This window comes from Variovorax sp. S12S4 (genome assembly GCF_023195515.1).
Taxonomy (GTDB): Bacteria; Pseudomonadota; Gammaproteobacteria; order Burkholderiales; family Burkholderiaceae_C; genus Variovorax.
Genome location: NZ_JALPKR020000002.1, coordinates 994,767 through 1,010,629, shown reverse-complemented (window position 1 = coordinate 1,010,629; position 15,863 = coordinate 994,767). Strand labels below are relative to the sequence as shown.

Here is a 15,863-nt window from a genome sequence, read left to right as displayed (position 1 = left end):
CCTCAGAAGCTCACGCCGGCAATCAGCATGATGTTTGCGTAGGGCGTGCACTCGCCCGTGCGCACGATGGCGCGGGCCTTTGCGCTGCGGCGCTTGAACTCTTCGTGCGACACGGTTTGCGGCGCAATGCCGAGCGATTGCGGATACCAGGCGGGCAGGGCCTTGGCGCCGTTCAGGGCCTCGTCCGCCACCACGATGCCCTCGACCTGCATTTCCGAAAGAACGGCTTGAAGCACCTCGGTGAGCAGCGGCACGCCGCGCGTCACCGCAAGATCGATGCGCCGCGGGCCGTCGGGAATCGGCAGGCCCGCATCGCCGATCACCAACATGTCGCCGTGGCCGAGAGAGGCGATGACCTGGGACAGTTCGGAGTTGAGCAGGGCGGTACGTTTCACAGCGCGGTCCAGTCAGGGGGCATGGGGCTTTGCAGCACGGCACTGCGCTGCGGAATGGAAGGTTGGGCGCCGGGCTGCTGAATGCACAGCGCGGCGGCCCGGATGCCCAGGCGCACGGCTTCGTCGAACGATTGGCCTTCGCCCAAGGCAACAGCCAGCGCGCCGAGGAAGGTGTCTCCCGCCGCGGTGGTGTCGACCGCCTGCACTTTGGGTGCGGGATGGTGGCGCGCGCCATTGGCATCGACGGCCACCGCGCCGCGCGCGCCGAGCGTGACGACCACGCGCTGGATGCCCTTTGCACGCAAGGCCTGGCCGGCGAGTGCGGCTTCCTGCGGGCTATCGGCGACCTGTCCGCACAGCGCCTCGGCTTCGATCTCGTTGACGATCAGCGTGTCGATGCGCGGCCACAGCGGCTGGGCGATGGGCTGTACCGGCGACGGGTTGAGCAGCACCTTGCAGCCTGCGTCGTGTGCCACCGTGATGGCGCGGGCAACCTCGTGCATTGGTGTCTCGAACTGCGCCACCAGAAACGCCGCGCCTTGCAGCTGCTGCCGCAGTGCCGCCTCGTCGATCTCGACCTTCGCATTGGCGCCGGGGATCATCACGATGCGGTTCTGGCCGCTGTCCTCCACCAGGATCAGCGCCGTGCCGGTGGGCTCGCTGCCATCCGTGCGCAGTGCGGCGCTGTCGATGCCGTCTTGCGTGAGCGCGGCGCGCAATGCCTGGCCGTGCGCGTCGTTGCCGACGCAGCCGATCATGCTGACCTTGCCCCCTTCGCGCGCGCAGCTCACGGCCTGGTTGGCGCCCTTGCCGCCGGGAATGTGGGCGATCGAGCGGCCCAGCAGGGTTTCGCCGGCGGACGGCGCCTGCGGCACGCGCAGCACGATGTCCATGTTCAGGCTGCCGAGCACCACGATGCGGGGCGGCTGCTGCGCAGCGCTGGTAGAAGAAGGCTGGGAACTCACGGGGCGCGGGACTTTCGGTTTTCCGTTGAAGAAGGAGCAGAAGCAGCAGTGGAGGGGGCGCTCGCCTCGCGGAAGCTGGCGTGCCGCGCCGTCGAGGCGCGCACGCGCAGCTCGGGCTGCAGCACCACCTTGCGCGTATCGCGCCGCTTGCCGCCCACGCGCTCCAGCAGCATGTCGACCGCCAGTGCGCCGATGCGTTCCTTGGGTTGCGCCACGGTGGTGAGCGGCGGGCTGGTGTAGGCCGAGAGTTCGATGTCGTCGAAGCCGACGATCGAAAGATCATCCGGCACATGCACGCCGCTTTCATGCGCCGCGCGCAGGGCGCCGATGGCCATCAGGTCGTTGCACACGAACACGGCCGAAGGCGCGTGCTCGGTGCGCAAGATGGCGTGCATCGCCTCGTAGCCGCCTTGGCTCGTGAAGCCGCCGCGCCACAGCAGCGCGTCCGCATTGGGGGCGGCGCCGGCTTCGGCCAGCGCCATGCGCCAGCCTTCGATGCGCTGCTCGCTCGGCATCACGCCCACTGGCCCGCCAATGCAGGCAATGCGCTTGTGGCCGAGCGACAGCAGGTGCCGCACCGCGAGCAGGCCGCCCTGCATGTGGGCCGTTTCCACCAGATCGCAGGCCGGGTCGGCAATCTCGCGGTCGACCAGCACCGTGGGAATGCGCAGGCCGTGCAGTTGCGTGACCAGCGAGTCGTCGTCGCCCGCGCCCGTGGACACCACGATCAGCCCGTCGATGCGGCGCTCGGCCAGCACCTGCAGGTACACGCTCTGGCGGCGGGGCTCGTCGTCGGTGTTGCACAGCACCAGCGTGTAGCCGGCGCCGAAGCAGCGGTCTTCCACGATGCGCACGATCTCGGCAAAGTAAGGGTTCGAGCTGTTCGGAATCAGCATGCCGAGCGTCGACGTGGTGTTGCTCTTCAGGCTGCGCGCCATTGCGTTGGGCACGTAACCCAGTTCGCGGATGGCCTCTTCCACGCGCTCGCGGCCCTTGGCGCTTACATGCCGCGTGTCGTTGACCACATGCGAGACGGTGGTAACCGAAACTCCCGCCCTCAACGCAACGTCCTTGATGGTGGCCATGGCGTGTTCCTTTTTTTTGAAGCGTCAGGCCAGGCGGCGATCGGCCCGGCGCTGGCGCAAGGTGTCGATGATCACCGCAACCACGATCACCGCGCCGGTGATGATGCGTTTGCTCGGCTCGCTGGCGCCCACCTGTGCGAGCCCGGCTTCGAGCACCGCGATGATGAGCACGCCGAAGAAGGTGTTGACCACCGAGCCGCGTCCGCCCATGAGGCTGGTGCCGCCGATCACCACGGCCGCGATCACCTGCAGCTCGATGCCGACGCCGGCATTCGGGTCGGCCGCCTCGAGCCGTGCCGACTGCATCAGCCCCGCGAGCCCGGCCAGGAGGCCGGTGGCCGCAAACACGATGATGCGGATCGGCCGCGGATCGATGCCCGCAAGCCGCATCGCTTCTTCATTGGTGCCGATGCCCACTACATGCCGGCCGAACACCGTGCGTGTGAGAACCAGTTGGCCCACCGCCACCAGCACCACTGCCAGCACGAAAGCCGCGGAGATGCCACCGACCCAGGGCGCAGCCAAGCCGGAGATCGCGTCGCCCACATACTGCGTGCGCGAATCGGTCACCAGGTACGCACCGCCGCGCACCGCTTCGAGCATGCCCAGCGAGACGATGAAGCTCGGAAGGCGCCACGCCACCGACACCGCGCCCGTGACCGTGCCGCACACCAGCCCGGTCGCCAAGCCCAGCGCGGCGGCCGCGGGAACCGGGAGCTGCCACTGCAGGATGGCCGCAGCCGTGACCGCGGCGCTGAGTGCCAGCACCGAACCCACCGAAAGATCGATGCCCGCGATGATCAGCACGAAGGTCATGCCGACAGCCATCACGGCGAGGGCGGGAATTTCGTTGGCAATCGAGATGAAGGTTTCGCGGGTAAAGAAGTACTCGCTCAGCGAACCAAAGAGCACGACCATGCCCACGAGCACGACCGTGAGGCCAAGGTAGGTGCCCAACTGGCCCTTGAGGGCGGAGGGCTGGGCGGATGTAGCGGCGGCTGCGTTCATGGTGTCTCGGCGGAGGCCGGTTGGGCCTTGTTCGAATCGGAAATGGCAGATCCCGCCGTGGCGGGCGTTGGCTCGGTGGCGCGTCCCGTCGCGTCGCTGAATGCCGCGGCGAGCAGCGATTGTTCGCTCCACTGGCCGCGCTCGAACACTGCAACCAATCGGCCGGCGCTCATCACGCCGATCCGGTCGCACATGGCCATCAGCTCGCGCAGGTCGCTCGACACCATCAAGAGCGCCTTGCCGGCGTCTGTCATGCGGTCGAGTTCGGTATAGAGATCGGCCCGCGCACCCACATCCACGCCGCGTGTGGGCTCGTCGAGCAGCAGCACCTTGCATTCGCGGTGCAGCCAGCGCGCGAACACCACCTTCTGCTGGTTGCCGCCGCTCAAGGTGGCAACGGGTTGCTCGATGCTGCGCGAGCGAATGCGCAGCAGCTCGACCAGCCGCCTGGCAATGCCGCGCTCCTTGGCGCGTTGCAGCCAGCCGGCGTGCGAAATGGCGCCCAGGTCGCTCAACGTGGCGTTGACGCGAATCGGCTGCGTGAGCAGCAGCCCTTGCGACTTGCGGTCTTCGGTCACCAGGCCGATGCCGGCGCGAATGGCCTGCATCGGCGATCGCCAACCCTTGGGCGCGCGCTGCACTGGCTGCGTGCTGGAAATGCCGTCGTAGAGAAGAATTTCACCGCTGTCGGCACGGTCCGCACCGAACAGCAGCCGCACGAGTTCGGTCCGGCCCGAGCCGACCAGGCCAGCCAAGCCCATGACTTCGCCCGCGTGCAGGTCGATGTTCACGCCCTTCACGACCTCGGCGCGGCCGATGCAGCGTGCGCTCAGTAGGACGGGGCCGGCTACCCGACGGTCACGCCCTTCGTGCTCGTGCACCGCACGGCCGACCATGCGCTGCACCAGTTCGGATTCGCGCACGCCCGCCATCGCGCGCACGTCGACCAGCCGGCCGTCGCGCAGCACCGCCACGCGGTCGGCAATGCGCTGCAATTCCTCGAGCCGGTGCGACACATAGACGATGGCCACGCCGCGCGCCTTGAGCAGTTCGATCTGCTCGAACAGGTGCGAGGTTTCGCGTGGCGTGAGCATGGCGGTGGGCTCGTCGAGCACCAGCACGCGCGTGTCGTCCTGCAGGTTGCGCGCAATTTCGACCATCTGCTGCTGGCCGATGCCGAGCCGCGCCACGGGCGTGGCCGGATCGATGTTCTGCATGCCGATTTTTGCGAGCTGCTGCGCGGCCAGATCGTGCAGCTTGCCGCGGCGAATCCAGCCGGTCTGGTTGGGCAGCCGGTCGAGCAGCAGGTTCTCGGCCACCGACAGCGTGTTGACCAGCCCCAGCTCCTGCATGACCATGCGCACGCCCAACCGCTCGGCGTCGCGGCGCGATGCGGGCTGGAACGGCCCGCCGCCCAGCAGCATCTGGCCGCGCGTCGGCTGCACCAGGCCGCAGACGATTTTCGAGAGCGTGCTCTTGCCCGCGCCGTTCTCGCCCGTGAGCGCGAGCACCTCGCCGGCATTCAGCACAAGAGAAACGTCGTCGAGCACCGGCGCCGCATAGTCCTTGCCAAGCGCACTCAGCGAGAGCACGGGCGTGGCAAGACTTGCGTTCATGGCGGCGGCGGATGCGTTCAACGGCGACTCTTTTTGTTGTTGCTTACTTGGACGACGTCTTGGTGACCAGCACCACGTCGGTCTTCACTTCAGCCGGCATGCTCGACTGCGGCTTCTTCTCGGCCAGCGCCTTGAGCGCGGTCTCGATGCCGAACACCGCCTGCTTGGCCGCGAACTGGTCGGCGGTGGCAAGCACGCGGCCGTCCTTCAGCATCGGCTTGATGGCGCCGATGTTGTCGTAGCCCACCACCAGCACCTTGCCGGTCTTGCCCGCGGCCTTGACGGCAGCCACCGCGCCGAGCGCCATGCTGTCGTTGCCCGCGAGCAGCGCCTTCAGGTCGGGGTGCTCGCGCATCATGCCGGCGGCCACCGTGTTGCCCTTGTCGATTTCCCACTGGCCCGACTGCACGCCCACCACCGTCACGCCGGCGGCCTTCATTGCGTCCTGGTAGCCGAGGGTGCGCTGCTGCGCATTGAACGTGGTCGACACGCCTTCGATGATGCCGACCTTGTCGCCGGCCTTCAGGCTCTTGGCCAGTTCGTCGCCGACCAGCTTGGCGCCGGCACGGTTGTCGGGGCCGACGAACGGCACCTGGATGCCTTTTTCCTTCAGCGCGGCGGTGTCGAACTGGTTGTCGATGTTGACGACCAGGATGCCCCGGTCGATGGCCGCCTTGACCACCGGCACCAGCGCCTTCGAATCGGCCGGTGCAATGACCAGCGCATTGATCTTCTGCGCCATCATCTGCTCGACCATCTTGATCTGGGCGGCCGTGTCGGTCTCGTCCTTGATGCCGTTGGCCACCAGCGTGTATTGCGAGGCGTTGGCTTTCTGGTGCGCCTTGGCACCGTCTTCCATGGTGCGGAAGAATTCGTTGGCCAGCGACTTCATGACCAGCGCCACCTTGGGCTTTTCCTGGGCGAAGGCGGGCGTGGCGGCAAAGGCGCCCAGCAACGTCAGTGCGGCTGCGCTTTGCAGCGTACGGCGGGTGAACTTCATGGTGATGTGTCTCCTGAGATGGTTGAGCGGGGGCGCCGGTCTTGGCCGGGGGCTCCGATATTAACTAACGAAAACGTTTGCGCAAACGTTTGCTTGTTGGGTCTAACCCTGAGGTTTCAAGCCGTCTTGCAAAGCCCGCCGGCGATGGCTGAGCCGGCTCGCCTAAAATCCCGGGTTACCCAGAGGACCCCCATGAGTTTGCAATGCGGCATCGTCGGCCTGCCCAACGTCGGTAAATCCACCCTTTTCAATGCGTTGACCAAGGCCGGTATCGCAGCGGAAAACTATCCGTTCTGCACCATCGAGCCCAACGTGGGCGTGGTGGAAGTGCCCGATCCGCGGCTCGCGCAGCTCAGCGAGATCGTGAAGCCCGAGCGCGTGGTGCCCGCCATCGTCGAGTTCGTCGACATTGCCGGCCTGGTGGCCGGTGCCAGCACGGGCGAAGGCCTGGGCAACAAGTTTCTCGCGCACATCCGCGAAACCGACGCCACGGTGAACGTGGTGCGCTGCTTCGACGACGAGAACGTGATCCACGTGGCCGGCAAGGTCGACCCGATCTCCGACATCGAAGTGATCCAGACCGAGCTCTGCCTGGCCGACCTCGCCACGGTCGAGAAGGCGCTGCACCGCCACACCAAGGTGGCCCGTTCGGGCGACAAGGACGCGCAGAAGCTCGTCGGTCTGCTCGAGCGTTGCCAGGCCGCGCTGAACGAGAACACGCCGGTGCGCGCGCTCGAGTTCACCAAGGAAGAGCAGCCGCTGGTGAAGTCGTTCACGCTCATCACCGCCAAGCCCGCGATGTTCGTCGGCAACGTGGCCGAAGACGGCTTCGAAAACAATCCGTACCTCGACCGCCTGCGCGAATACGCCGCCAAGCAGGGCGCCCCCGTGGTCGCCATCTGCGCCAAGATCGAAGCCGACCTGGCCGAGATGGACGACGAAGACAAGAAGATGTTCCTCGCCGAAATCGGCCAGGAAGAGCCGGGCCTCAACCGCCTGATCCGCGCGGCCTTCAAGCTGCTGGGCCTGCAGACCTACTTCACCGCGGGCGTGAAGGAAGTGCGCGCCTGGACCATCCACATCGGCGACACCGGCCCACAGGCGGCCGGCGTGATTCACGGCGACTTCGAAAAGGGCTACATCCGCGCCCAGACCATCGCGTTCGAAGACTACATCGCCTACAAGGGCGAGCAGGGCGCGAAGGACGCGGGCAAGATGCGTTCGGAAGGCAAGGAATACGTCGTCAAGGACGGCGACGTGATGAACTTCCTCTTCAGCTCCTAACTGGCTCACCCCCAGTCTTCGCGCACTTCGTGTCGCTACGCCAACCCCCTCACCGGGGCAACACCAGCGGCCCGGCGAAGCCGGTTCCGCGGTGTTCCACGAAAAGGCACGCCCCTTCCTTCAAGCCCCTGCCGACCTATGCTCACCGTCCATCACCTGAACAACTCGCGCTCGCAGCGCGTGCTGTGGCTGCTCGAAGAACTCGGGCTGCCCTACGAGATCGTTCACTACCAGCGCGATGCGAAGACCATGTTGGCGCCCGCTTCGCTGCGGGCCGTTCATCCGCTTGGCAAGTCGCCGGTGGTCACGACGGACGACGGGCTCACGCTCGCGGAATCGGGCGCAATCATCGAGACGGTGATCGAGCGCTACGGCAACGGCCGGTTGGCGCCGGCGCCGGGCACGCCTGAGGCGCTGCGCTGCCGCTACTGGATGCATTTCGCGGAGGGCACGGCCATGTCGCCGCTGCTGCTGAAGCTGGTGTTCGACAAGATCGAGCGCAGCAAGATGCCTTTTTTCGTGAAGCCGGTCGCGAAGATGATCTCGGGCAAGGCCAAGGCGGCCATCATCATGCCCAACATCGAGAGCCACCTGAACTTCATGGAAGCCGAGCTCGGCAAGAGCGAATGGTTTGCGGGCAATGAATTCACGGGCGCCGACATCCAGATGAGCTTTCCCGTCGAAGCCTCGCAGGCGCGCGGCGGCCTGAATGCAACGCGCCCCCGTCTCATGGCCTACCTGGAGCGCATTTATGCGCGGCCGGCCTACCAGCGTGCGCTGGAACGCGGCGGTCCCTACGATCTATTGAGCTGAGCCCGCCGGGGGCAGCGTGGGCTACCCCGGAAAGATATAGAGCAGCGCGACGGTCATGCACACGTAGCGCAAGAATTTGCCGATGACCATGTACCCAAGACATGGCCAGAACGGCAGCTTGAGCCAACCCGCTACCGCGCAGAGCGGATCGCCCACGATCGGCAGCCAGCTCAGCAGGCATGCCTTCGGACCGAGCCGCTCCAGCCAGCTCAATACGCGCACATGATGTTTCGAGTGCGAGTATTTGTCTGCGACCTTGTGCGCGCCGTAGCCTATCCACCAGTCGACCGCGCCGCCCAGAGTGTTGCCCGCCGTTGCCACCAGCACCGCCGGCCAGAACAGTTCGGGGTTGAGCTTGAGCAAGCCGAACAGAATGGGCTCGGAGCCCACCGGCAGCAGCGTGGCCGAGACAAAGGCCGCGATGAACAGCGTGGAGAGTCCGTATTGCGGAAGCGCGAGTAGCGCCAGAAGAGCGTCGAGCCAGGCTTGCATAAGGTGAAATGAGTCGACGCAGTATAGGTAGCCCGCCTGCTTGTACAGGTCGGAGAAAGCGCCGAGGACCGCCGGTTTTATTTCCCTACCCCAAGCGCAAATCGTTTCATTCGCCGAAATCCCGCGTGGCTACAATCGTGCCTCATTTTTCAGCAGCCGAACTCGCGACGCTTTCTCCTCCATGACCCTGCAGATCGGCACTCACACGCTGGAAAACCGCCTGTTCGCCGCGCCCATGGCCGGCGTGACGGACCGGCCGTTCCGCATGCTGTGCCGCCAACTGGGTGCGGGCTATGCGGTCAGCGAGATGGTGACCTCGCGCAAAGACCTGTGGAACACGCTCAAGACATCGCGCCGCGCCAACCATGACGGCGAGCCCGGCCCCATCGCGGTGCAGATCGCCGGCACCGATGCGGCCATGATGGCCGAGGCCACGGTCTACAACATCGAACGTGGTGCGCAGATCATCGACATCAACATGGGCTGCCCGGCCAAGAAGGTCTGCAACAAGTGGGCCGGCTCGGCGCTGATGCGCGACGAGCCGCTGGCGCGCGAGATCGTGCAGGCGGTGGTGGATGCGGCTCAACCGTTCAACGTGCCGGTCACGCTCAAGATGCGCACCGGCTGGAGCCAGGAGCACCGCAATGCGGTGAGGCTCGCGCGCGACTTCGAATCGGCCGGCGTGCAGATGCTCACCGTGCATGGCCGCACGCGAGAGCAAGGCTACAAGGGCAGCGCCGAGTACGACACCATTGCCGCCGTGAAGGCGGCGGTGCGCATTCCCGTGGTGGCCAACGGCGACATCAATTCACCGGAGAAGGCGCGCGACGTGCTCGCGGCCACCGGTGCCGATGCGGTGATGATCGGCCGCGCGGCGCAAGGCCGGCCCTGGATCTTCCGTGAGATTTCTCACTTTCTTGCAACGGGTACGCATCTTGCGCCGCCGCTGGTCATAGAGGTTCGCCGCTTGCTGCTCGACCATCTGGTGGAGCACTATGCGCTCTACGGTGAGTTCAGCGGCGTGCGCACTGCGCGCAAGCACATCGGCTGGTATGTGCGTACGCTACCGGACGGCGAAGCCTTCCGCGCGCAGATGAACACCATCGAAGATTCCGCCGCGCAGCTGCGTGCGGTCGGCGATTATTTCGACGGGTTGGCGGACCGCATGGACCGCATGCCCGTGCACCAGGCGGCCGAAGAGCTGTCCGGTGAAGAGGAGGCCTCCTGCGCCGCTGATTGAGAGAGAAGAAGAGAAGAAAAGCATGAGCAAGAAACACATCGAGGACTGCGTTCGCACCAGTCTGGACAGCTACTTTCGCGATTTGCGCGGCACCGAACCCGACGGCATGTACGAGATGCTCGTGCGCGTGGTCGAGAAGCCTCTGCTCGATGTCGTGATGACGCGCGCCGAGGGCAACCAGTCGAAGGCTGCGCAATGGTTGGGCCTGAATCGCAACACGCTTCGCAAGAAGCTGGTTGAACACAAACTTTTGAAATAACTACACGGCATATTCCATGGCCCAGACCGCACTCATCTCCGTCTCCGACAAAACCGGCATCCTCGAATTCGCGCAAGCGCTGCACGGCCTTGGCATCAAGCTGCTGTCCACCGGCGGCACCGCCAAGCTGCTGGCCGATGCCGGCTTGCCTGTGACCGAAGTGGCCGACCACACCGGTTTTCCTGAAATGCTCGACGGCCGTGTGAAGACGCTGCATCCCAAGATCCACGGCGGCCTGCTGGCGCGGCGCGACCTGCCGGCGCACGTGGCGGCCATCAAGGAGCACGGCATCGACACCATCGACCTGCTGGTGGTCAATCTCTATCCGTTCGAAGCCACGGTGGCCAAGGCCGGCTGCACGCTCGAAGATGCCATCGAGAACATCGACATCGGCGGCCCGGCCATGGTGCGCAGCGCGGCCAAGAACTGGAAGGACGTGGGCGTGCTGACCGACGCCTCGCAGTACCCCGTGGCGCTGGCCGAGCTGCAGGCCGGCGGCAAGCTCAGCGACAAGACCAAGTTCACTTTCTCGGTCGCTGCGTTCAACCGCATTGCCGACTACGACGGCGCCATCAGCGACTACCTTTCGGCCATCGACTTCGAGGCCAGCATCGGCCAGCCGTCGCCCACACGCTCGCTGTTCCCGGCGCAAAGCAACGGCCGTTTCGTGAAGGTGCAAGACCTGCGCTATGGCGAGAACCCGCACCAGCAGGCCGCGTTCTACCGCGATCTGCACCCGGCGCCTGGCTCGCTCGTGTCCGCGAAGCAGCTGCAGGGCAAGGAGCTCAGCTACAACAACATCGCCGATGCCGACGCCGCATGGGAATGCGTGAAGAGCTTCGACGTGCCGGCCTGCGTGATCGTGAAGCACGCCAACCCCTGCGGCGTGGCCGTGGGCAAGGACGCGGCCGAGGCTTACGGCAAGGCCTTCAAGACCGATCCGACTTCGGCCTTCGGCGGCATCATCGCCTTCAACCGCCCGGTCGACGGCGAGACGGCGCAGGCCATTGCCAAGCAGTTCGTCGAAGTGCTGATGGCGCCGGGCTACACGCCCGAGGCGCTCGAGGTGTTCCAGGCGACCAAGGCCAAGCTCAACGTTCGCGTGCTCGAGATTGCTCTTCCGAAGGTTTCCAAGGGCGGCGCTACCGACTGGGACAGCGGCCGCAACGCGATGGACGTCAAGCGCGTCGGCTCGGGCCTCTTGATCCAGACCGCGGACAACCACGAGCTCGCGGCGAGCGACCTCAAGGTGGTCACCAGGAAGCAACCCACGCCCGAGCAACTGCAAGACCTGCTGTTCGCATGGAAGGTGGCCAAGTACGTGAAGAGCAACGCCATCGTGTTCTGCGCCGGTGGCATGACCATGGGCGTGGGTGCGGGCCAGATGAGTCGCCTCGATTCGGCGCGCATCGCGAGCATCAAGGCCGAGCATGCGGGCCTGTCGCTCAAGGACACGGCGGTGGCGAGCGATGCCTTCTTCCCGTTCCGCGACGGCCTCGACGTGGTGGTCGACGCCGGTGCGAGCTGCGTCATTCAGCCCGGTGGTTCGATGCGCGACCAGGAAGTGATCGACGCGGCCGACGAGCGCGGCGTGGTCATGGTGCTTTCGGGCGTGCGCCACTTCCGCCACTGAGCATCAACGGCCCTTCGGGCAAGGCCGGGCTGTACCGCCAGCGTTTTGCTGGCGTGCGCAGCCCGGCTTTTTCTTGGCCGGAGGTTCGCCCTTAGCGGGGCCCGGAGGCCTTGAAGATCTGCCTGGCAGCCTCGATCGTGGCGGCGATGTCGTCGTCGCTGTGCGCGGCGCTCACAAAGCCCGCTTCGTAAAGCGCTGGTGCGATGTACACGCCGCGATCGAGCAGGCCGTGGAACAGCGCGTTGAACTTTGCGTTGTCGGTGGTCATCACCGTGGCGTAGTTCTGCGGCAGCTCGTTCATCAGGAAGAAGCCGAACATGCCGCCTTCGCTGTCGGCGTTGAAGGGCTGGCCTTCGGCCGCCGCGGCAGCCTTGAGGCCCGCGACGAGCGACTGCGTTTTCTTCGACAGCGCTTCGTAGAAGCCGGGCTTGGCGATTTCCTTCAGCGTTGCCAGGCCGCAGGCCGTGGCCACGGGGTTGCCCGAAAGCGTGCCGGCCTGGTACACCGGGCCCAGGGGTGCAAGCTGCTCCATGATGGCGCGCGGGCCGCCGAAAGCCGCTAGCGGCATGCCGCCGCCGATGACCTTGCCGAGCACCGTGAGGTCGGGCGTGATGCCCAGCACGCCCTGGGCGCCGTGCAGCCCCACGCGAAAGCCGGTCATCACTTCGTCGAACACCAGCAGCGCGCCGTGCTGCGTGCACAGATCACGGCAGCGCTTGGCAAATTCGGGCGTGGCTCGCACGAAGTTCATGTTGCCGGCAATCGCCTCGATCATCAGGCAGGCGATGTCGTTGCCGTGCAGCGCAAAGGCTTCTTCGAGCTGCGCGATGTTGTTGTACTCGAGCACCAGCGTGTGCTGCGTGACTTCGGGCGGTACGCCGGCCGAAGTGGGGTGGCCGAAGGTGGCCAGGCCCGAGCCGGCCTTCACCAGCAGCGCATCGGCGTGGCCGTGGTAGCAGCCTTCGAACTTGATGATGTGCTTGCGGCCCGTAGCGCCGCGCGCCAGGCGCAGCGCGCTCATGGCGGCTTCGGTGCCCGAGCTCACCAGCCGCACCATCTCCATCGAGGGCACCAGCGCGAGGATGGCTTCGGCCAGCTCGATTTCGCGCTCGGTGGGCGCGCCGTACGAGAAACCCTCGAGCACGGCCTTCTGCACCGCCTCGACGACGGCCGGGTGGCCGTGGCCCAGGATCATCGGCCCCCACGATCCGATGTAGTCGATGTAGCGCTTGTCGTTGGCGTCCCAGAAGTAGGCGCCTTCGGCACGGCGGATGAAGCGCGGCGTGCCGCCCACGGCCTTGAAGGCGCGCACGGGCGAATTGACGCCGCCGGGAATGACGGCGCGGGCGCGGTCGAAAAGAATGTCGTTTTGGTCAGCGTTTGGCATCAATGTCTGGTGTCGTGAGGGGGCAGGGCAAAGTCTGGGGATGCGTCGGGGTCTTCACCGTCGTCTTCGTCGTCTTCGGGCTCGGCCCAGAACAGGCGGTCGGGCAGCACATGGCCCATGCCGGGCCTGAAGCCCGCGTCCAGGCAGCGGTCCATGTAGGCCAGGGCTTCGCTGGTAGCGGCCACCAGGTCGGTACCGCTTGCGAGCAGGGCGGCAAGCGCGGCCGACAAGGTGTCGCCGGCGCCGGCAAAAACGGCCTCGAGCCGCTCGTATTTCTCGCTGGCGAGCACTGACTGCGGGGAGGCCAGCACGTTGTCGATGAACTGGTCGGGCAGCACCATGCCGGTCACCAGGGTGTAGGGCACGCCGAACTCCCCCGCGGCCTTGGCAATGTCGCGCGCACCGGGCGGACGGTCGCCGCTCCAGTCGGGAAGCAGCCATCGCCAGAGCGTACTGTGGTTTCCAACCAACACTGTGGCCTGGGGAAGAAGTAACTCCCGAAAAGCGTCCAGATAGGGCTCGATCAGGTTCTCGTCCCACCACGAGAGGTTGGGCATATAGGCCACCAGCGGCACTTCCGGGTAGTCGGAGGCGGTCTCGGCGATGGTGCTCAGGGTGTCGGGGCTGCCCACGAATCCCACCTTGATGAGCTGGACTTCCACGTCCTCGAGGATGGCGCGCGCCTGCTCGGCCACGGCCTCTTCGTCGAAGGCGAAATGGTCGAATATCTCGGCCGTGTCCCGGGCGTAGGCCCCCGTGACCACGGGAAGCATGTGGGCGCCCACCGACGCCATGGCCAGGGCATCGGCGCCCAGGCCGCCGGCGCCGCTCGGATCGCTGGCGTTGAAGACCAGCACGCAGGGCGGATTCAGGTCGCGCTCGGCCACCTCTTCGGCGTCCGCCGGGGGGTCGTTAAGATCGCCCGGTTTGCGGGCGTTGTCTGCTGGATGTAAGTAAATGGTCATACGCCGGGCAAAATCCCCTGGATGGTGGCATAGGCGCGACGTTTACCGTCCGCCAGTGAGATACGCATAGATACACTCGTTGCATTTAATGAACAAGGACTTTAAGCTCCGATGAATACGAAAACTTGGATGTGCCTGATTTGTGGGTGGATCTATGACGAAGCGGTTGGTGTGCCGGAGGACGGCATCGCGGCAGGCACGGCCTGGGCCGATGTCCCGATGAACTGGACCTGTCCTGAGTGCGGTGCGCGCAAGGAAGACTTCGAAATGGTTGAAATCTGAAGAGCATGGCATAGGGCTACGCGATTTGCGTCGATGTACGGCGCGGCGGGCATCCAAGTCTCATCTCAGCAGGAGTGTGTGCAATGGGGCCGAATGGATCAGGTTACAAGGTGCTTGTCATCGATGACAGCAATACGATCCGGCGCAGTGCCGAAATATTTCTGAAGCAGGGCGGGCACGAGGTTCTTCTTGCGGAAGACGGCTTTGACGCGCTCTCGAAAATCAACGATCACAAGCCGCATCTGATTTTCTGCGACATCCTGATGCCCCGCCTGGACGGTTATCAGACCTGCGCCATCATCAAGCGCAACGCTCAATTCTCCAATGTTCCGGTCGTGATGCTCTCTTCGAAAGACGGCGTCTTCGACAAGGCTCGCGGCCGCATGGTCGGGTCGCAGGACTACCTGACCAAACCTTTCACCAAAGACCAGCTGCTGCAGGCCGTGCAGCAGTTTGGCATTGTTCAACAGGAAGTGCAGTAAATGCCCATTCGAAAAATCCTCGTCGTCGACGACTCCAAGACGGAACTGGTGTTCCTGTCAGACCTGCTCCGCAAGAACGGCTTTGCCGTCAAGACCGCCGAAAACGCCGACGACGCCATGCGCCGTCTCGAGGAAGAGCAGCCCGACCTGATCCTCATGGACGTGGTCATGCCCGGCCAGAACGGCTTTCAGCTGACGCGCGCGATTGCCCGCGACCCGAAGTACGGCACCATCCCGATCATCCTGTGCACCAGCAAGAACCAGGAAACCGATCGCGTCTGGGGCATGCGCCAGGGCGCTCGCGACTACATCGTGAAGCCGGTCAACGAGGCCGACCTGATGTCGAAGATCACCGCGCTCGCCTGAGCTGGAGCCGACCGAGTCCATGGCGAATCGCGACGCTCTCCGAGCCTTCCAGTCCCGGCTAGCAAGCCGCCTGCAGGCCGCACGCACGACTGGCGTCGCCGCCACGTGGCTCGCGGTCGAGGCGGGAGAGGGCAAGTACCTCTTTCCTCTCGGCCACGCGGGCGAAATTTTTCCCTGGACGCCCCCCCAGCCCGTACCCTACACGGAGCCCTGGTTCCTTGGCGTTGCCAACCTGCGCGGCGGCCTCTTCGGCGTGGTGCAGCTATCGGCATTCGCCTCGGGCGTTCCGAGCGGACCGGCTGCCACCGAGGCGGCCCGGATGCAATCGCGGCTCGTTGCCCTCAACGAGCTGCTCGAAGTCAACTGCGCATTGCTGGTCGACCGACTGGCGGGGTTGCGCGGCGCCGAGGCCTTCACGGCCGCGGAGCCGCCAAGCGCAGAAGCACCCGCGTGGCTGGGGCATCTGTACACCGATGCGGCGGGTGAGCGCTGGCAGGAGATCAACCTGCAGGCGCTTTCGCAGCAACCCGAGTTTTTGAGTATTGGCGCCTAGTGCTTTCGCACAGCCCAAAGACAACCACCCTGAAGGAC

18 protein-coding genes are annotated in these 15,863 nt (G+C 65.5%); 9 read left to right on the top strand and 9 right to left on the bottom strand.

What is annotated here, in order from left to right; genetic code table 11:
• Positions 1 to 2 precede the first annotated feature (2 nt).
• The 6 genes from rbsD to M0765_RS05240 are packed head-to-tail and all read right to left on the bottom strand — an operon-like array spanning position 3 to position 6,069.
• Complete coding sequence (gene rbsD, locus M0765_RS05265; protein ID WP_258502411.1) at positions 3 to 395, bottom strand: D-ribose pyranase; 393 nt, start codon at positions 393 to 395, stop codon at positions 3 to 5.
• Entirely contained in the window at positions 392 to 1,360 is a 969-nt protein-coding gene (gene rbsK, locus M0765_RS05260) for a ribokinase (RefSeq protein WP_258502410.1), read from the bottom strand. The genes rbsD and rbsK overlap by 4 nt, the downstream gene beginning before the upstream one ends.
• Positions 1,357 to 2,445, bottom strand: a complete 1,089-nt coding sequence (locus M0765_RS05255; protein ID WP_258502408.1) for a LacI family DNA-binding transcriptional regulator — start codon at positions 2,443 to 2,445, stop codon at positions 1,357 to 1,359. The genes rbsK and M0765_RS05255 overlap by 4 nt, the downstream gene beginning before the upstream one ends.
• A gap of 24 nt (positions 2,446 to 2,469) precedes the next feature.
• A complete protein-coding gene (locus M0765_RS05250; RefSeq protein ID WP_258502406.1) occupies positions 2,470 to 3,453 on the bottom strand; it encodes an ABC transporter permease in 984 nt (327 codons plus the stop codon).
• Positions 3,450 to 5,069 (bottom strand): sugar ABC transporter ATP-binding protein, encoded by a 1,620-nt coding sequence (locus tag M0765_RS05245; RefSeq protein ID WP_258508127.1) that lies wholly within the window; start codon positions 5,067 to 5,069, stop codon positions 3,450 to 3,452. The genes M0765_RS05250 and M0765_RS05245 overlap by 4 nt, the downstream gene beginning before the upstream one ends.
• A gap of 43 nt (positions 5,070 to 5,112) precedes the next feature.
• Positions 5,113 to 6,069 (bottom strand): sugar ABC transporter substrate-binding protein, encoded by a 957-nt coding sequence (locus tag M0765_RS05240; protein WP_258502405.1) that lies wholly within the window; start codon positions 6,067 to 6,069, stop codon positions 5,113 to 5,115.
• A 192-nt stretch (positions 6,070 to 6,261) separates the two neighbouring features.
• Between M0765_RS05240 and ychF the strand changes: the two genes are divergently transcribed.
• Positions 6,262 to 7,353 (top strand): redox-regulated ATPase YchF, encoded by a 1,092-nt coding sequence (ychF, locus tag M0765_RS05235; RefSeq protein WP_157615968.1) that lies wholly within the window; start codon positions 6,262 to 6,264, stop codon positions 7,351 to 7,353.
• Between the two features lie 138 nt (positions 7,354 to 7,491).
• Positions 7,492 to 8,166 carry a glutathione S-transferase family protein gene (locus tag M0765_RS05230; protein ID WP_258502404.1) on the top strand — a complete coding sequence of 225 codons (675 nt, stop codon included), beginning with the start codon at positions 7,492 to 7,494 and terminating at the stop codon, positions 8,164 to 8,166.
• Between the two features lie 21 nt (positions 8,167 to 8,187).
• Here the strand turns inward: M0765_RS05230 and M0765_RS05225 are convergent, their stop codons facing one another.
• Entirely contained in the window at positions 8,188 to 8,658 is a 471-nt protein-coding gene (locus M0765_RS05225) for a YqaA family protein (RefSeq protein WP_157615964.1), read from the bottom strand.
• A gap of 181 nt (positions 8,659 to 8,839) precedes the next feature.
• Between M0765_RS05225 and dusB the strand changes: the two genes are divergently transcribed.
• From dusB to purH, 3 genes are read left to right on the top strand one after another with little or no spacing between them, the layout of a single operon-like run.
• On the top strand, positions 8,840 to 9,898 hold the full coding sequence (gene dusB / locus M0765_RS05220; protein WP_258502403.1) for a tRNA dihydrouridine synthase DusB: 1,059 nt from the start codon (positions 8,840 to 8,842) through the stop codon (positions 9,896 to 9,898).
• A 22-nt stretch (positions 9,899 to 9,920) separates the two neighbouring features.
• Entirely contained in the window at positions 9,921 to 10,157 is a 237-nt protein-coding gene (locus tag M0765_RS05215) for a Fis family transcriptional regulator (RefSeq protein WP_007838304.1), read from the top strand.
• Positions 10,158 to 10,173: 16 nt separating this feature from the next.
• A complete protein-coding gene (purH, locus tag M0765_RS05210) occupies positions 10,174 to 11,790 on the top strand; it encodes a bifunctional phosphoribosylaminoimidazolecarboxamide formyltransferase/IMP cyclohydrolase (protein WP_258502399.1) in 1,617 nt (538 codons plus the stop codon).
• Positions 11,791 to 11,881: 91 nt separating this feature from the next.
• On the opposite strand, the gene hemL is transcribed toward purH, so the two are convergent.
• Entirely contained in the window at positions 11,882 to 13,177 is a 1,296-nt protein-coding gene (gene hemL, locus M0765_RS05205; protein WP_258502398.1) for a glutamate-1-semialdehyde 2,1-aminomutase, read from the bottom strand.
• Positions 13,177 to 14,142 (bottom strand): bifunctional hydroxymethylpyrimidine kinase/phosphomethylpyrimidine kinase, encoded by a 966-nt coding sequence (thiD, locus tag M0765_RS05200; RefSeq protein ID WP_258502397.1) that lies wholly within the window; start codon positions 14,140 to 14,142, stop codon positions 13,177 to 13,179. Before thiD ends, hemL begins: the two co-directional genes overlap by 1 nt.
• A 111-nt stretch (positions 14,143 to 14,253) precedes the next feature.
• Here thiD and M0765_RS05195 point away from each other — a divergent pair, with 111 nt between their 5' ends.
• From M0765_RS05195 to M0765_RS05180, 4 genes are all read left to right on the top strand, one after another.
• Positions 14,254 to 14,424, top strand: a complete 171-nt coding sequence (locus M0765_RS05195; protein ID WP_007838397.1) for a rubredoxin — start codon at positions 14,254 to 14,256, stop codon at positions 14,422 to 14,424.
• Positions 14,425 to 14,507: 83 nt separating this feature from the next.
• Positions 14,508 to 14,906, top strand: a complete 399-nt coding sequence (locus tag M0765_RS05190) for a response regulator (protein WP_126749384.1) — start codon at positions 14,508 to 14,510, stop codon at positions 14,904 to 14,906.
• Complete coding sequence (locus tag M0765_RS05185; RefSeq protein WP_126749383.1) at positions 14,907 to 15,272, top strand: response regulator; 366 nt, start codon at positions 14,907 to 14,909, stop codon at positions 15,270 to 15,272. It abuts the gene before it with no gap.
• A 19-nt stretch (positions 15,273 to 15,291) separates the two neighbouring features.
• Positions 15,292 to 15,825 (top strand): chemotaxis protein CheW, encoded by a 534-nt coding sequence (locus tag M0765_RS05180; protein ID WP_258502392.1) that lies wholly within the window; start codon positions 15,292 to 15,294, stop codon positions 15,823 to 15,825.
• The last annotated feature ends 38 nt before the right edge of the window (positions 15,826 to 15,863 follow it).

Excerpts from the sequence above, each read along its gene's own strand:
- M0765_RS05255 (WP_258502408.1), bottom strand. The coding sequence starts at position 2,445 with ATGGCCACCATCAAGGACGTTGCGTTGAGGGCGGGAGTTTCGGTTACC.
- M0765_RS05250 (WP_258502406.1), bottom strand. The coding sequence starts at position 3,453 with ATGAACGCAGCCGCCGCTACATCCGCCCAGCCCTCCGCCCTCAAGGGC.
- M0765_RS05245 (WP_258508127.1), bottom strand. The coding sequence starts at position 5,069 with ATGAACGCAAGTCTTGCCACGCCCGTGCTCTCGCTGAGTGCGCTTGGC.
- M0765_RS05240 (WP_258502405.1), bottom strand. The coding sequence starts at position 6,069 with ATGAAGTTCACCCGCCGTACGCTGCAAAGCGCAGCCGCACTGACGTTG.
- ychF (WP_157615968.1), top strand. The coding sequence starts at position 6,262 with ATGAGTTTGCAATGCGGCATCGTCGGCCTGCCCAACGTCGGTAAATCC.
- M0765_RS05230 (WP_258502404.1), top strand. The coding sequence starts at position 7,492 with ATGCTCACCGTCCATCACCTGAACAACTCGCGCTCGCAGCGCGTGCTG.
- M0765_RS05225 (WP_157615964.1), bottom strand. The coding sequence starts at position 8,658 with ATGCAAGCCTGGCTCGACGCTCTTCTGGCGCTACTCGCGCTTCCGCAA.
- dusB (WP_258502403.1), top strand. The coding sequence starts at position 8,840 with ATGACCCTGCAGATCGGCACTCACACGCTGGAAAACCGCCTGTTCGCC.
- M0765_RS05215 (WP_007838304.1), top strand. The coding sequence starts at position 9,921 with ATGAGCAAGAAACACATCGAGGACTGCGTTCGCACCAGTCTGGACAGC.
- purH (WP_258502399.1), top strand. The coding sequence starts at position 10,174 with ATGGCCCAGACCGCACTCATCTCCGTCTCCGACAAAACCGGCATCCTC.
- hemL (WP_258502398.1), bottom strand. The coding sequence starts at position 13,177 with ATGCCAAACGCTGACCAAAACGACATTCTTTTCGACCGCGCCCGCGCC.
- thiD (WP_258502397.1), bottom strand. The coding sequence starts at position 14,142 with ATGACCATTTACTTACATCCAGCAGACAACGCCCGCAAACCGGGCGAT.
- M0765_RS05195 (WP_007838397.1), top strand. The coding sequence starts at position 14,254 with ATGAATACGAAAACTTGGATGTGCCTGATTTGTGGGTGGATCTATGAC.
- M0765_RS05190 (WP_126749384.1), top strand. The coding sequence starts at position 14,508 with ATGGGGCCGAATGGATCAGGTTACAAGGTGCTTGTCATCGATGACAGC.
- M0765_RS05185 (WP_126749383.1), top strand. The coding sequence starts at position 14,907 with ATGCCCATTCGAAAAATCCTCGTCGTCGACGACTCCAAGACGGAACTG.
- M0765_RS05180 (WP_258502392.1), top strand. The coding sequence starts at position 15,292 with ATGGCGAATCGCGACGCTCTCCGAGCCTTCCAGTCCCGGCTAGCAAGC.